This window comes from Solitalea lacus (assembly GCF_022014595.1).
In the GTDB taxonomy this organism is placed as follows: Bacteria; Bacteroidota; Bacteroidia; order Sphingobacteriales; family Sphingobacteriaceae; genus Solitalea; species Solitalea lacus.
In genome coordinates, this window is sequence record NZ_CP091740.1 from 4,111,028 (window position 1) to 4,127,038 (window position 16,011).

Annotated in this window: 10 protein-coding genes and 2 tRNA genes; 8 read left to right on the plus strand and 4 right to left on the minus strand. The window is 37.6% G+C overall.

The genetic code is table 11. From position 1 onward, the window contains the following. Positions 1-81 precede the first annotated feature (81 nt). Both porW and L2B55_RS17675 read left to right on the plus strand, forming a co-directional pair. Positions 82-2,733, plus strand: coding sequence for a type IX secretion system periplasmic lipoprotein PorW/SprE (gene porW, locus L2B55_RS17670; RefSeq protein ID WP_237847580.1), 2,652 nt, complete (start codon positions 82-84; stop codon positions 2,731-2,733). Between the two features lie 8 nt (positions 2,734-2,741). Continuing rightward, positions 2,742-4,952 (plus strand): penicillin-binding protein 1A, encoded by a 2,211-nt coding sequence (locus L2B55_RS17675; RefSeq protein ID WP_237847582.1) that lies wholly within the window; start codon positions 2,742-2,744, stop codon positions 4,950-4,952. 73 nt (positions 4,953-5,025) lie between these two features. Here the strand turns inward: L2B55_RS17675 and L2B55_RS17680 are convergent, their stop codons facing one another. Next, on the minus strand, positions 5,026-5,985 hold the full coding sequence (locus L2B55_RS17680) for an isopenicillin N synthase family dioxygenase (RefSeq protein WP_237847584.1): 960 nt from the start codon (positions 5,983-5,985) through the stop codon (positions 5,026-5,028). A gap of 174 nt (positions 5,986-6,159) precedes the next feature. Between L2B55_RS17680 and L2B55_RS17685 the strand changes: the two genes are divergently transcribed. The 3 genes from L2B55_RS17685 to L2B55_RS17695 all read left to right on the plus strand — a co-directional run bounded on the left by L2B55_RS17685 (position 6,160) and on the right by L2B55_RS17695 (position 7,328). Then, positions 6,160-7,014 carry a dienelactone hydrolase family protein gene (locus tag L2B55_RS17685; RefSeq protein ID WP_237847586.1) on the plus strand — a complete coding sequence of 285 codons (855 nt, stop codon included), beginning with the start codon at positions 6,160-6,162 and terminating at the stop codon, positions 7,012-7,014. A 148-nt stretch (positions 7,015-7,162) separates the two neighbouring features. Beyond that, positions 7,163-7,240: transfer RNA gene (locus L2B55_RS17690), tRNA-Val, on the plus strand. A gap of 13 nt (positions 7,241-7,253) precedes the next feature. Beyond that, a tRNA-Val gene (locus L2B55_RS17695) sits at positions 7,254-7,328 on the plus strand. A gap of 66 nt (positions 7,329-7,394) precedes the next feature. On the opposite strand, the gene L2B55_RS17700 is transcribed toward L2B55_RS17695, so the two are convergent. Further along, positions 7,395-8,015: a c-type cytochrome gene (locus tag L2B55_RS17700; RefSeq protein ID WP_237847588.1), complete on the minus strand. Its 621-nt coding sequence runs from the start codon at positions 8,013-8,015 to the stop codon at positions 7,395-7,397. A 266-nt stretch (positions 8,016-8,281) separates the two neighbouring features. Beyond that, positions 8,282-9,013 carry a DNA repair protein RecO gene (gene recO / locus L2B55_RS17705; protein WP_237847589.1) on the minus strand — a complete coding sequence of 244 codons (732 nt, stop codon included), beginning with the start codon at positions 9,011-9,013 and terminating at the stop codon, positions 8,282-8,284. Between the two features lie 87 nt (positions 9,014-9,100). Here recO and L2B55_RS17710 point away from each other — a divergent pair, with 87 nt between their 5' ends. After that, positions 9,101-11,476, plus strand: coding sequence for an efflux RND transporter permease subunit (locus L2B55_RS17710; RefSeq protein ID WP_237847591.1), 2,376 nt, complete (start codon positions 9,101-9,103; stop codon positions 11,474-11,476). Here L2B55_RS17710 and L2B55_RS17715 read toward each other — a convergent pair. Then, positions 11,473-11,793, minus strand: a complete 321-nt coding sequence (locus tag L2B55_RS17715; RefSeq protein ID WP_237847593.1) for a helix-turn-helix domain-containing protein — start codon at positions 11,791-11,793, stop codon at positions 11,473-11,475. The genes L2B55_RS17710 and L2B55_RS17715 overlap by 4 nt on opposite strands. Before the next feature lie 401 nt (positions 11,794-12,194). Between L2B55_RS17715 and ileS the strand changes: the two genes are divergently transcribed. Together ileS and L2B55_RS17725 are read left to right on the plus strand one after the other, a co-directional pair. Beyond that, positions 12,195-15,557, plus strand: coding sequence for an isoleucine--tRNA ligase (gene ileS / locus L2B55_RS17720; RefSeq protein WP_237847595.1), 3,363 nt, complete (start codon positions 12,195-12,197; stop codon positions 15,555-15,557). Between the two features lie 27 nt (positions 15,558-15,584). Beyond that, a complete protein-coding gene (locus L2B55_RS17725; protein WP_237847597.1) occupies positions 15,585-15,983 on the plus strand; it encodes a TraR/DksA family transcriptional regulator in 399 nt (132 codons plus the stop codon). The last annotated feature ends 28 nt before the right edge of the window (positions 15,984-16,011 follow it).

A 16,011-nucleotide genomic window follows, 5' to 3' on the forward strand; every position in this document is an offset into this window, starting at 1 on the left:
TTTATATTTGTCAATATCAAAAGGTACAAACCATTGCAAAAGCCGTTCAGAACCAATCTATTTGGAGCATTATGCTGCATCATGTTATTAGCAGCCGGAGCCTGTAAAATGAGAGATCCTTTGGGCAACCGTATAGGGGTTGTGAAAGGCACCTATCATAATACAACAGCTAAGTTTAATGCCTATTTTAATGCCAAAGAAATTTTCAGGAAAGATGTAACCAATTTTGAGAACAGTTATTCGTTTTCGTATTCTAACATTTTGCCTTTATTAAAGCTTCCTGATGAAAGTGCAGCAGCTTCAATGGCAACCAATATGGATCAAGTGATCGAAAAATGCTCAAAGGTAATTGCCAATCACAAAGCTAGTAAGTGGACTGATGACGCATACCTAATGGTTGGAAAGTCTTATTTCTACAAAGGCGATTTTTTTAATGCAGCACAAACCTTTCAATATATCTACAACACCTTCCCAAACAGGGATTTAAAGGTTGAAGCACTGGCGTGGGTTGGTTTATCAAAAATGCAAGACAAGCTTACTGCAGATGCTGTTACCGCTTTTGAAATGGCAGAGGCAAATCTTGCTGATGCTAAAAAATCTGAAAAATTTGTTCTTTCGGCAATTGCACAATTTAATATCAACCAAAAAAACTATGAGAAGGCAGCAAACATACTTGAGCGGACTGTCAGATCATTAAAAAATGAAAAGCCAGCTAGGGCCTATTTTTATTATGTACTTGGTCAAGTTCTTGAAAAAAATGAAAAATACGCTGAGGCTACCAATGCCTTTAAACAGGTACAAGGATTGGGTATTACTTATGAGCTTGAACTTGCCGCTAAGATTAATGCTTTCAAATTAACCAACCTCTCTGAAGGCGGCAACACTGATGATTTAGTTAGAAAGCTGAACGATTTACTTAAGGATGACAAGAATGCTGATTACAAAGATCAAATCTACTTCGTTTTAGGAGCAATTGCGCAACGTAAAAATCAGATAGATTCTGCGGTTACCTTGTTCAGTAAATCAGCAACCAATAGCGATAAAAATTTGAATCAAAAAGCACTGTCCTATTCACAAATAGCCAATATCTATTTTAATAAAAAAGATTATGATAAAGCTCGTTTGTACTACGACAGTACCCGAACCTTTGTTCAGCGTGACTTACCTGATTATGACAAAATCATCCAGCGCAGTACCAAATTGAATGAACTGATTGCAGATATAAGAACTATAGATCGTGAGGACAGCTTACAGCGAGTGGCGTCTATGCCTGAAGCCGAGCGTAATAAAATAATTGATCAGCAGGTTACTAAAATTCAAAATCGAATTCGTGAAAGCAAGTTACAAGAAAATCAATTCTCAACTTATTATAATACACAAGCCATTAATCGCTTTGATAACACTGAAGGAACAGGTTCTACTTGGTATTTTTATAACCACAACGCCATTGCTGCCGGTTACAATGAATTTATAAGAAGATGGGGTAACAGGCAATTGGAAGATAATTGGCGCATTAGCAGTTCCCAGACCTTTGCCAACAATAAGCTGTTCGATAACGACCCTGCTTTCGATTTAGAGAAAATGGATCCGGCTCAACCTGAAAAAATCAAATCCAGGCTGCTTGGAACCCTGCCACTTACCCCTGCCAAACTAGACTCTTCAAACTTATTGAAACAACAGGCGGCCTTAAAACTTGCAGCCATTTACGATAACGACCTAGAGGAGTATAACAATGCCATCAAATATTACGAATTGGCAGTTAATAATCCTATGGAGTTAAGAAACACTGATGAAGTGCTTTATAACTTGCATCGCTTGTATGGTTTAAATGGAAATAATATAAAAGCTGACGCGATTAAAAATCGCTTGATAAATGAATATCCGGCCTCATCATATACCGCAGCCTTGCGAAATCCGGGAGCAACTTTAGCCCATACCGCCACCCAGAAGCAAGCTGAGGAACTTTATGAAACAGCTTATACCGATTTTCAAAACCATGAATACGAAAAGGTTATTGAGGCGCATAAGAAATTTCAAGGAGCAGAGGCCAACAGTTCATTAAAATCCCAATTTGCCTTGTTAGCTACTATGGCTGTTGGTCACACACAAAAACCTCAACAATTTGAAGCTGAATTACGAAAGGTTGAAGCAGCATTCCCCAATGAAAATGCAGGAAAGCAAGCAGGTATGTTCATTGCTTCAATTGAGAAAAACCGTACTGAATTTGAGACCAGAACACTCGCCTTAGAAGGCACTTCTTATGCAACTACAACAAATGCAGCAATTATTTCAAAACGTTTTGAAGAAGAGAAGCGCAATGAAGAGGAACAACGCAAGCGTGAAGAAGAATTGGCCGAGGCAAAAAGTTATTTCAAGAAAGCTACTCCTGAGGCTAAATATGTATTGGTTGTATCAGTGAACAATGCCAATGCCAACCTAAACCGTATCCGTTTAGGAATTGGGCAGTTTAACCGTTCACTTTTTGCCGATAAAAACTATTTGCACAGTAGTAAAACCATAAATAATGAAACACAGTTAATTTCGGTGAGTCAATTTAATGATCTTGAAACAGCGAAAGGTTATTTTCGAAAATTTATGGACTATAGATCAGATGTAGTAGGTCTACCAGATGACAAATACAACGTTTTCATCATAACAACTGATAACTTTGCAAGACTGATTAATCAACAAACTGTAGAAGATTACAGAAACTACTTTAGAATTAACTTTTAATATTTATAATGACCAAATCTCAGTTAAGCAAAGACGACTTACGCAGGTATATTAAAAATTTTTGGCTGCTTGTTTTGGGCGGCGTCGGTTTATTAGCACTTTTTATCTTATCCATTGCACTTGGTTTGTTCGGCAGGCTACCCTCATTCAGAGACCTTGAAAATCCTAAAAGCAACATTGCCTCAGAAGTAATTTCTGGAGATGGTAAAACAATTGGCACCTATTACCTTGAAAATCGCTCATTTGTAAAATACAGTGAACTCTCACCCAATATCGTAAATGCACTTGTCGCTACTGAAGATACCCGTTTTTATGAGCATTCAGGTATTGATTTCAGTCGCACATTTACCATCGTTTTTTATAATTTGATAGGAAAACGCCAAGGTGCAAGTACTATTACCCAACAGCTGGCTAAAAAATTATTTGGTCGTCAAAAAACTAATATCATAATAACCAAGGTTAAAGAATGGGTTACGGCAGTTAAACTTGAGCGCAATTATACCAAGCAAGAGATCTTAGCAATGTACCTAAACACTGTTGATTTCGGCAGTAATGCCTACGGTATAAAAACCGCTTCGCGTACCTTTTTCAATACCACCCCTGATAAACTTTCGGTAGAACAAGCCGCATTGCTTATCGGAATCCTAAAAGGCCCTTCTTACTACTCTCCTATCCGCTACCCGGAGCGTGCATTGTCTCGCCGGAATACCGTTTTAGAGCAGATGCGTAAAAGCGATGTACTAAGTAAAGAAGATGCCTCTTTAGCAAAATCCCGACCTCTTAAACTTGATTATAACCCTGAAAGCCATAATGAAGGGTTAGCCGCCTACTTTAGAGAGTATCTCCGGACAGAAATCTCTAAGCTGTTAGAAAATGGCACTATCAAATCAAAAGCAGACGGTACTCCGTATGACTTATACCGTGACGGATTAAAGATTTATACTACGATTGATTCTCGCATGCAAGAATATGCCGAGGATGCTATTAAGCAGCATTTAATGGAATTGCAATCTACTATCAAAAATCAATCACCTTGGGCAAAAGTTCCCGAAGTAATTGATATCGCAATGAAACGTAGTGACCGCTACCGGGAGTTGAAAGAATCGGGGGCATCACCAGATAGTATAAAGCGAGATTTCAATAATAAAATAAAAATGACCGTCTTCTCCTGGAAGGGCCCGATTGACACGGTTATGTCTCCGCTGGATTCCATTAAATATTATAAACGAATTGTAAGAGGTTCATTAATGTCGATGGATCCACATTCAGGACAAGTAAAAGCCTGGGTTGGAGGAAACGATTTTAAGTTTTTCAAATATGACCAAGTGAAAGTTGGTCTTCGCCAGGTAGGTTCAACATTTAAGCCGTTTTTATATGCTACAGCAATTGAAAACGGATTTTCGCCATGCCAACGTTTGCCCAACTCGCCAATTGATATTGATGGGTGGTCTCCTAAAAATGCAGATGGAAAGTCTGACGGACAAATGTATACTTTGACTGAAGCCCTTGCTCGTTCAATCAACCTGGTTACAGCGCGCTTAATGCAAGAAGTCGGCCCCAAACCGGTAGCAAAACTTGCCCGTGAAATGGGTATCACTTCAGAAATTCCTGAATATCCTTCCATTGCTTTAGGAAGTGCTGACGTTTCATTATTTGACATGGTTGGCGCTTATAGTACTTTTGACAATAAAGGAATTTGGCACAAACCCGTTTACCTTCTGCGTATAGAAGATAAAAACGGAAATGTGATATTTGAGAACAACAGCGGTGCTCAAGAAATCAGGCAAGTATTAAGCGAGCAAACAGCTTATGTAATGTTGAGAATGATGCAAAACACCGTTGATAAGCAATACGGAACGGCCTATCGCTTACGCTGGAAATTTGGCCTTACAAACCCCATTGCAGGAAAAACCGGTACAACTAATAGTCGTGCCGACGGTTGGTTTATGGGTATAACTCCTGATTTGGTTACCGGAGTATGGTCAGGTTTTGAGGATCCTACAGTTTATCTCTCAGGAGATGCATCCAGAACAGCGGTACCGGCTTGGGCCTTCTTCATGAAAAAAGTTTATGCCAATGCAGGTTTAAAAATCAGTAAAGGAGACTTCACCCGACCAGACTCTGTTCAAGTTGAGCTGGATTGTTCTAAATATAAGTTTGAAGAGCCCTCAGGCCATGAAGATACTGTTAACTCTGACAAAGATCGCTTAGGATTCTAAGAAAAAAAGAAAGAGCAAAGGCTTCAAATGTCTTTGCTCTTTTTATATGATAAGCTAAAATCTGCTTGGTAAATTAGTTCTTCAACCCTATTTCTCTTAAACGCTCATTAAGATATTCACCAGCAGTCATGTCAGAGAATTGCTTAGGATGCTCAGCATCAATGCATGATTCAAGACTTCGTAAATCCATGTCAGCTTTTGGATGCAAAAAGAAAGGAACTGAAAAACGTGAAGTTTTCATCAGTTCGCGGGGAGGGTTAACTACACGATGTGTTGTTGATACTAATTTGCCATTTGTAAGGCGTTGTAACATATCGCCTACATTTACTACAATATCCTGCTGTCCTGCTTTAATCGGATACCACTCATTGTTTCTTGTCAATACTTCTAAACCATCGGCACTGGCTCCTATCAATAAAGTAATTAGATTAATATCTTCATGTGCACCCGCTCTAACGGCCTCTGTTGGAATAGCATCCGGATCTTCAATCGGAAAATAATGAATGCAGCGTAAAATGCTGTTTCCATTTCTAACCTTTTCATCAAAGTAAGTTTCCTCCAGGCCTAAATAAACGGCAATCGCTTTTAATAATAGTTTACCGGCAGCTTCAAGCTTTTTGTACACTTCTTTGGTAATATTATTAAATACCGATAGTTCCTCAACCTCCAAATTATCAGGATAAACCTCTTTACTCAGATCTTCCCCTTCAACGTATTGGCCAATTTGCCAAAACTCTTTCAAATCAGGTGTTTTAGCCCCTTTTGCCTGCTCTCTACCTTTGCTAGTATACCCCCTTTGCCCAGCAAGTTCAACCTTTTCATAACTTTTCTTAACCTCTTCCGGCAAAGCAAATAAATCTTTAACCTGAGAATATAAATCTTCTATTAATTGGTCACTTAATCCGTGATTTTTAATGGTAACAAAACCGGTTTCATTAAATGCTTTACCAATTGCATCAGAAAACTGTTTACGCTGCTCATCTGAACCATTTATGTAATCATTCAAATCTAAACAAGGAATATTGATTGACATCTTAATCGGTTTTCTATTTTAAGAAATTAAATGTTAATAACTACGCAAAAATACTCGTATATTTTAATATTAACTTACTAATCAAGTCAAAGCACATTGACTAATTTTCAACATTTCAGCCCTACTATTTTAAATAGGCTACAATAATTATCTTTATAGGTTTAGTTTATCATTATGAAAAATATAGTTGGTTTATTACTACAGTTAATTTGTATTCCATTGCTAGGCTTTGGGCAAACAGGACTTCATTGCTGTCAGTTAGATTCTACTACAAATACCAAAGAGTTTGCACAATTTTCTTCTGATAAAGAATTTATAAGCTCACATATTGAACCCTTAAAATTTAGTTACACTAGTAAAATTGGCAAAGACCTAATGCTACCGACAGCAGACGGGAAAGATGCCCATGTTTATGAGTTGAAAGCTGCAAAACCCACTAACAACTACATTTTTGTCATACACGAATGGTGGGGATTAAATGACTACATTAAACGGGAATCTGAAAAATTGTATAAAGATGTGGGCAATGTAAATGTGATTGCTATCGATTTATATGACAAACAAATTGCTACAAGCAGTGAAGATGCGGCAAAGTTTATGCAAGGCGTTACAGAAGAGCGTTCGCAAACAATTATTGAAGCTGTAAAAAAACATGTTGGAACAAAGGCTAAAATTGCCACCATTGGCTGGTGTTTCGGCGGAGGATGGTCGTTAAAAACTTCACTTATTTTAGAGAAGCAAGCCGTTGCTTGCATTATGTACTATGGCATGCCCGAAAGAAACGTTGAAAAACTTAAAGCACTTAACCCGGATGTTTTAGGAATTTTTGCAAAACAGGATAAATGGATCACCCCTCAAATTGTCGAAGAGTTTGAGCAAAACCTTAAAAAGGCAGGAAAAAAAGTTACCATAAAAATGTACGATGCAGATCACGCCTTTGCCAATCCTAGCAATCCCAAATATAATAAAGCGGCAAGCGAAGATGCATATGCAACAAGCATTGCTTTTCTAAAAAACAGATTAAAATAAAATTATTACCTGTTTCAGATTTTCACTTGAGTTTTTTTTAAAAAACATTCTCACTGATAATCAGTCAATTTCAACAGATGATCAGATTTTTTGAAAAAACATTTTGCAGTTAATAAAAAAGACCTCATATTTGCAGTCCCAAAAGCAAGGGAGATTAGCTCAGCTGGTTCAGAGCACCTGCCTTACAAGCAGGGGGTCACTGGTTCGAACCCAGTATCTCCCACCAAAAAACTTCTTTTGGAAGATTAGCTCAGCTGGTTCAGAGCACCTGCCTTACAAGCAGGGGGTCACTGGTTCGAACCCAGTATCTTCCACTAAACAAAAAGCGACTTCAACGAGTCGCTTTTTTCATTTAAACGGAATTCCTTTTAACTATCCAATCACTTTCCAGTCACATTTACAGAATTGAGTTCGTTTGGAGGGACAGGAGCCGGAACTTGGTTATTAATTGGAGGAAGGGATTTTAAATAGGCAAAAACAGATTTCAAATCCTCATCAGTCATCTTATTAATAAAAAACCAAGGCATTGGAGGCAATATTTGACGGCCGCCTACTTGCCCTAAATGCTTCCCTGTTCGTAATGTTTTGATAAAGGTATCCTCTGTCCAGGCTCCAATACCAGAGGTTTCATCAGGAGTAAGATTGGCTGCATAAGAAATCCCCCAAGGTCCTACGAAAGCTGTAATCTCAGGACTCATGCTAATCCATCCATTAGGGTTTACCATACTCGTATCAAGTTTAGGAAGCATACTGCCGGCACGATGCCCTGACATTAACCGGGTAGAATCTAATATTGGCCCTTGTGGAGTCATAATCTTTGGAGAATGGCAATCGTTACAGGAAGCAATTGTAACCAAGTATTGGCCTCGGTCAACCATTTGTTCCTTGGCCATCTCTCCGTCTGGCTTTGCCTGGTTTGCGCAGTCAGTCAAGCACAAACTTAGTGTTACTAGTCCCAAAGCAGTTAAAAAGGATTGAAGGATTGAAGTGTTGTTTCTCATAAACTCATAGTTTAAATTGTATTTTGTAAGTTGAATTAATCAATAATTGTTATTCAAACAATGAACACAGACACAAGCCTAGTACTATAAATTCAGAAGTTAGATTTTTATTACTATCCTTAGGTTAGAGGAAACGAAAAGTTAAAACATAGACTGTTAGTTTTCAGATAGCTCTCATTTTAAATATAACAATAAATCTATTATCTCAAATACATATTATTACAATCATAAGTTGCATTAATTTATTTGAATAAGCCCTCTGCCTACTAGGCTAATACTTCTTCCAACACCTCTAGGGATTTCAATTTTCCAAAGTTATCTACATGGAGTTCGTAATACTCCACCAGAGTATGAAGCAAAACTTTTCGTTCTGCTGAAGATATTTTCAGCTGCTCCATAGTCTCAAAATTCAACTGCATTAATTGGGCTATATAACCGCTATAGGGCTGCACAACAGTTTGAACATGTTTTGGCCTTAATGGCGTAAACACCCCATCCTGTAAGTCAAAATACTCTACAGAGGCGGAAAAAGAATTATCAGGAAAGAAGCCCAGAAACTTTGCAAAATGAACCAGAAAAACCAGATGGAAGTTGGAGGGCACACCCTGGTAGACATCCAACAATTGTAACCCGTTGTAAATAAACGAATACAATGGCGGCTCCGGAGATTCCTGCTTTAAGCATTTCAGTAAAACTTCATTTAAAAACAAAACAATTGTCGTTTTATAAAAATCAAATGAGACAGATGTATAAGCAGGCGAATTTCTTACTTCAGCAATTCGTTGTAAACCTCCGGATGGCTTGTGATAAATTACCATTTCAAGCAGGTTCAAAGGTTGAAACAAACTGGCGGCAAACTTTGCTTTGGACTTTCGCACCCCATTCACTATAAAGGATTGTAAGCCATATTGTTCAGTAAACATTAAAACCACAACGCTACTTTCGGCATAATTTGTGGTTCTTAATACTATTCCTGTGGTTTTTTGCAGGGTTGACAAGACAGTTTTATTTAGTTTTCAAACATAATTCAAAAATCGTAAATCAAACTAAATCCGTACTTTCGCAGCGCTTATTTTTTATTTCATATGTGGAAGCCAATCTCAAAATTCATTCTTAACAACCGCTATATCTTACTTGTTATTGTTTTAAGCATTACCGCATTTATGGCTTATCACAGTAAGAATTTGCAGTTGGCATATGCCGGAAGCAAAGTTTTACCACTTAATGACCCGGCCTATGTAGAATACAATGAATTCAAGAGCAAGTTCGGAGAAGATGGTGCCGTTTTAGTAATCGGTTTAAATGATAAGCGAATTTGGGAAAAAGACGCTTTTAATGATTGGGCAAAACTTAGTGCCGACATTAAAAATATTAAAGGTATACAAGAAGTTCTTTCTCTTGGAAGGATATTTGAACTTAAAAAGGATACAACTGAACGTAAATTTAATTTAGCGGCAGTAACAAAAGCGCCACTAGCTACTCAAGCTGAGGTAGACTCAATAAAGCAAAAAATTGAAAGCTTGAAATTCTACGATGGCCTACTGTTTAACTCCAAGAATGGCGCTACTTTAATGGCCATTACTTTTAATAAGCAAGTTTTAAATTCAAAATATCGCGGCAAAATTGTCAACAACATTAACCAATTAGCAGCAAGCTTTGCCGAAAAACATAAAATTGAACTCCATTATTCAGGGCTTCCTTGGGTAAGAAGTAAACTTTCAGATAAAATTGCCAAAGAATTCGTTTTATTCCTGGTATTAGCACTCGTAACTACTGGTTTAGTGCTGGCTATTTTCTTCAAACAATTTCACGCTGTTTTCTTCCCACTGCTGGTAGTAATTAATGGAGTAATATGGGCATTGGGAATTATATCACTGTTCGGGTATCAAATTTCACTGCTATTGGGTATTATCCCCGCATTAATCGTAATCATTGGCATACCTAATAGCGTATTAATTCTTAACAAATATCACAATGAATTCAGGAAGACGGGCGACAAACGACATTCTTTGGAAGTAGCCATTCAAAAAATTGGCCCCACTGCCCTTTTGGCAAATGTTTCCGCAGCAATCGGATTCGGTGTATTTTCGTTTACCAACAGTGCAATTCTTGAAGAGTTCGGCCATATTGCCTCTATCAATATCATTGCAACGTATATCAGTTCCATGATTCTGGTGCCGATTATTTTCAGCTTTCTGCCTGCCCCTTCAATTCGTCACACCCGTCACCTTGATAGTAAAAAGCTTACTGGTTTCTTAAAGCGTATCGATCACTTGGTATTCAATTACAGAAATCCGATTTACTTAATCTCGGCGGCGCTCGTATTAGTTGCGCTTTATGGAGTGACCAAAATGCACGCTAACGGCTATGTAGTTGACGATTTACCAAAAAAGGATCCAATTTATAAAGACTTAAAGTTTTTTGAGAAGAATTTTGACGGAGTATTGCCGCTAGAAGTAAGTATTGACACTAAAAAGAGAAATGGAGTCATGAATGCCTCCTTTATTAAACGAATTGATAAATTTCAGGACATGGTTTCAGCCTACCCTGAAATTTCGAGAGCCCTTTCGCTTGATGAAGTATTAAAAATGGCAACCCAAGGCTTTTACAATGGCAATCCATCCCAATATCGATTACCAAATACCATGGAACAATCTTTCATTCTTTCCTATGCCGGTAAATCAGGTGGAAAAGATGCAGGGAGTTTACTTAAAGCCTTTTTGAACAAGGATAAAAGTGAAACCCGCATTAGCTTTCAAATGGCTGATATAGGTTCTGAAAAGATGAATGTATTATTAAAAGAACTTGAAGTCCGCACCGATTCAATTTTCCCAAAAGAAAAGTACAATGTTGTGTTTACAGGTTCAAGCCGCATTTTTGTTAAAGGAACTGATTATTTGGTGGAAAACCTTAAAGAGAGTTTATTGTTAGCAATTGGCCTGATTTCAGTGATTATTTTCATTTTATTCCGATCACTACGAATGAATGGAATTGCATTGATTCCAAATATTATCTCATTAATTGTAACCGCAGGAATTATGGGCTATGCTGGCATCAATCTTAAACCTTCAACCATTTTAATATTTAGTGTAGCGTTCGGTTTAGCAAATGATCAAACAATCTATTTTCTAACCAAATATCGTCAGGAACTTGAAAATCCAGCCAATAGCATATCCAAAGCTGTATCACTAGCTTTAAGTGAAACAGGAGTAAGCATGATTTATGCTGCTGGAATTTTATTCTTCGGCTTTGGAATTTTTGCTGCATCGAATTTCGAAGGCACCATGTGGCTGGGCATTTTAGTTTCAATTACCCTATTGGTAGCTTTATTATCAAACCTGATTTTGGTTCCTGCGCTGCTGCTAAGTCTTGAGCAGCGCATTAACCGCAAAAAAGTTGCTAAGCCATTGTTTCCAATGGACATGGAATTGACAGACGAAGAAAATAATCGGAGCGTCTAACTTTTCTCAAGCAGCGAAATTACTTTTTTCTGAAGTTCAATAATTTCAGCTTCACGCAAAGCCAGCTTATCTTTAAGCTGCTGTAGCTCGCTATTGTATTTTTTCTGCTCCTCTTGATTATGGTATGTAATCAGTTCTACTGCAGAAAGTCCAAACAGTTGAGCTATTTGATCAAGCCTTGAAAAGTTAATGTCAGTAAATCCACTTTCAATTTTTGAGAATGCCGGAGCGGTTATTCCCAACTTAGTGGCAACTTGTTCTTGAGACCAGTTTCTCGACTGACGGAGCGATTTAATATTTTTACCTATTGCGTTCATTTAGGCAGAATTAGAGCGTCTAACAAAAAAACAGTTTTAGATATAACTTAAAAAACAAAAGTATTGGTTGATAGCTCATTAAGTCATGCGCCCATAACTTAGTAACTAAAAAACCTTGTATTAAGTTAATTAATTTCCAGCTAAAAAAATAATGTCTATAAAATAAAAGTTAATTGTATACAAAAATAACGTTTAAGACTAACCAAAAGTTTACTGTCATTCATATTATTTATGTTACACAACTTTTAAACATTTTTTCCAATTATATAACAACCTTCTTGCCAAAATTTATAATTTAAATTAAAATCATTTACCATCACTGAAAAGAAATCAGATATTTAGACGGAAAACCGTAACTTTGCGTCCAATTTTAAACACACATCAGATTAGTTTTTAAGGCTTTGAAATACAGAGAATATAAACAGTTAGATTTATCGACCATCGGAAGTGAAGTACTCTCGTTTTGGAAGGATAATAACATTTTTGAAAAAAGTGTAAGCTCACGCCCGGCTTCAAAAGCGTATAACTTTTACGAAGGTCCACCTTCTGCCAACGGAATGCCTGGAATTCACCACGTAATGTCGCGTGCTATTAAAGATATTTTCTGTAGATATAAAACCTTAAAAGGTTATCAGGTAAAACGTAAGGCGGGGTGGGATACTCACGGCTTACCAATTGAGCTTGCTGTTGAAAAAGCCTTAGGTATCACCAAAGAAGATATCGGTAAGAAAATCTCAGTCGATGACTATAATCAGGCATGTCGTAAAGAGGTAATGAAATATACCGACGTATGGAACGACCTGACAGTAAGTATGGGCTACTGGGTTGATATCGAAAACCCGTACATCACTTACGAGAACAACTATATTGAAACGCTTTGGTTCTTACTAAGCGAACTTTATAAAAAAGGTTTGCTTTATAAAGGTTATACCATTCAACCTTTTTCTCCTGCTGCAGGCACAGGTCTTAGCTCACATGAGTTAAATCAGCCTGGAACTTATAAAATGGTGAAAGACACTACCATTGTTGCGCAGTTTAAAATTAAAGAAGAAGGGACATTAAAACTTAAAACCTTTACCAATGGGGAGTCTCCAAACTCAGAAAGCTTTTTCCTTGCCTGGACTACCACTCCCTGGACCTTACCTTCAAACACAGCTTTGGCTGTAGGAAAAGATATTGATTACTTAATCATAAACACTTTTAACCAATATACTTTTAAACCGGTAACTGTTGTTTTAGCAAAAGATCTTTTCAGAAAATATTTCTCTGAAAAAAATGAAGATCTTCCTCTAGAAGGCTACAAAGAAGGCGACAAAGCAATTCCATTTAAAGTTATTGGAACAGTAAAAGGCAGCGATTTAAATGGAATTCGTTACGAACAACTCTTGCCTTTCATTCAGCCTGATAATGGTGATGCCTTTAAGGTGGTGGTTGGTGATTTTGTCACCACCGAAGATGGTACCGGTATTGTGCATATTGCTCCTTCATTTGGTGCTGATGACTTCAGGGTAGCTAAACAAAATGGCATAGGTTCATTAACGCTGGTTGACCGTCAGGGACGATTCATTGCAGGAGTTGGCGAATTTGCCGGTCGTTATGTAAAAGAAGAATATTACTCTGATGAAGAACGTAATAAAGAGGACTTCAAACCGACTGACGTTCTGATCGCTATCAAATTAAAAGAAGAAAACCGTGCTTTTAAAGTTGAAAAATACGAGCACAGCTACCCACACTGCTGGCGTACCGATAAACCGGTTTTATACTATCCATTAGACTCATGGTTTATTAAAACTACAGCTCTTAAAGACCGCATGGTTGAGCTGAATAAAACCATCAACTGGAAACCTGAATCAACAGGAACAGGAAGATTTGGCAACTGGTTGGAAAACCTTGTAGACTGGAACCTTTCTCGATCACGTTACTGGGGCACACCACTTCCAATTTGGAGAAGCGAAGATACTTCGGAAGAGATTTGCATTGGTTCACTTGCTGAACTGAAAAAACACCTGGAAGAAGCTGTTGCTTCAGGACTATTATCGGAGGAAGAAACAAAAGCGAATACAATCTATTTGGAAAAAATACAGAATGATTCGTACGATCTTCACCGCCCGTATGTTGACGACATTGCTTTTGTAAAAAACGGCAAAAAACTTTATCGCGAACCTGATTTAATTGACGTTTGGTTTGATTCTGGAGCAATGCCTTATGCTCAATGGCATTATCCGTTTGAAAACAAAGAAGTATTCAATCAGTGCTACCCGGCAGATTTTATTGCCGAAGGAGTTGACCAAACTCGCGGTTGGTTCTTCACATTGCATGCTATTGCAGTAATGTTGTTTGATTCGGTGGCATTCAAAAATGTTGTATCCAACGGATTGGTTCTAGACAAAAACGGCAACAAAATGTCAAAACGTTTAGGTAATGCCGTTGATCCATTTGAGACCATTAGTAAATACGGCGCTGACGCTACACGCTGGTATATGATTTCAAATGCATCGCCTTGGGATAACCTTAAGTTTAATATTGAAGGATTGGATGAGGTGCGTCGTAAATTCTTCGGAACCTTATATAATACCTATTCATTCTTTACTCTTTACGCTAATATTGACGGATTTAAGTACCAGGAAGCAGAAGTTCCGCTTGCTGAACGTCCTGAAATTGATCGTTGGATCATTTCATTATTGAATTCATTAATTAAAGAAGTGGATGAATGCTATGCTGATTATGAGCCAACCAAAGCTGCTCGTGCAATTCAAACATTTGTTGATGAGCACTTAAGTAACTGGTACGTTCGTTTATGCCGTCGCCGCTTCTGGAAAGGTGATTACACGCTGGATAAAATTTCAGCATACCAAACACTGTATCGCTGTTTAGAAACAATTGCACAGTTAATGTCGCCAATTGCTCCGTTCTACAGTGAACGTTTGTACTGCGACCTGAATTCGATTACTCAACGACTCAAAGCAGAATCAGTGCATTTAACTGATTTCCCTGTTGTAAACGAGGCAGAAGTTGACAAAGAACTGGAAGAGCGCATGGCAATGGCTCAGGATATTTCGTCAATGGTGCTTTCATTACGTAAGAAAGTTGACATCAAGGTTCGACAACCTTTGAATAAAATTTTACTTCCTGTATTGGATAATGAGTTTCAACCTAAAGTGGAAAAAGTAAAAGACTTAATCCTCTCTGAAACAAATATTAAAGAAATACAGTATATACATGACACAGCCGGTATTCTGATTAAAAAGATCAAGCCTAACTTTAAAACCTTAGGGCCAAAAGTTGGTAAAATGATGAAAGAAGTCAGCGCCGCAGTTAATAACTTCTCTCAAGAGGATATTAACGCAATTGAGCGCGACGGCTTTTATTCTCTACAGTTAAACGGAGAATCCTTTAAATTGGAACTAACCGATGTAGAAATTTTATCAGAAGATATTCCGGGTTGGCTGGTAACAAACTTAGGTAAACTAACAGTTGCCTTAGACGTTACTATAACAGAAGAATTAAAGCAGGAAGGTATTGCTCGTGAGTTAGTTAACAGGATTCAAAATCTCAGAAAAGACAAAGGGTTTGAAGTAACTGATAAAATTAACGTTAGGCTGCAATCAAATGAGTTGGTTGATAATGCTGTAAAGAACTTTTTACCATACATCAACGCGGAGATTTTAGGCACTAATTTTGATTTGACAGATGTGGGTTTTAACGATGCTGATTTGATTGAAATCGAGGAAACAAACCTTAAAATTGAGATTGAGCGCATTTAATATTAATTAAAGGATAGGAAAAATACCATGGACAACAACGGAGCTCAGGTAACTGAAAAAACCAGATATTCGGACTCAGAATTACAAGAGTTTAAAGATTTAATTCTGGACAAACTAAACAAAGCCAAAGCTGAGTTGCATATTCTTGCGACCAGTTTGAGTAACCCTAACGAAAACGGAACGGATGATACTGCCGGAACATTTAAAGCGTTAGAAGATGGTTCAGCAACTTTAGAAAAAGAACATGTAAATCAACTCGCTGCGCGTCAGAAGAAGTTTATTGAGAACTTGGAGGCAGCGTTGGTTCGAATTGAAAATAAAACATATGGTATTTGCCGTGAAACTGGCAAATTGATCCCTAAAGAACGTTTACGTGCGGTACCACACACAACGTTAAGCATGGAAGCAAAATTAAAACAGTCATAACGGCTGTAATTATATTGTTAAATAGTTG

Coding starts and splice junctions, on each gene's coding strand:
- L2B55_RS17685 (WP_237847586.1), top strand. CDS start 6,160: ATGAAAAATATAGTTGGTTTATTACTACAGTTAATTTGTATTCCATTG.
- L2B55_RS17675 (WP_237847582.1), top strand. CDS start 2,742: ATGACCAAATCTCAGTTAAGCAAAGACGACTTACGCAGGTATATTAAA.
- L2B55_RS17710 (WP_237847591.1), top strand. CDS start 9,101: ATGTGGAAGCCAATCTCAAAATTCATTCTTAACAACCGCTATATCTTA.
- porW (WP_237847580.1), top strand. CDS start 82: ATGTTATTAGCAGCCGGAGCCTGTAAAATGAGAGATCCTTTGGGCAAC.
- L2B55_RS17725 (WP_237847597.1), top strand. CDS start 15,585: ATGGACAACAACGGAGCTCAGGTAACTGAAAAAACCAGATATTCGGAC.
- L2B55_RS17700 (WP_237847588.1), bottom strand. CDS start 8,015: ATGAGAAACAACACTTCAATCCTTCAATCCTTTTTAACTGCTTTGGGA.
- L2B55_RS17680 (WP_237847584.1), bottom strand. CDS start 5,985: ATGTCAATCAATATTCCTTGTTTAGATTTGAATGATTACATAAATGGT.
- L2B55_RS17715 (WP_237847593.1), bottom strand. CDS start 11,793: ATGAACGCAATAGGTAAAAATATTAAATCGCTCCGTCAGTCGAGAAAC.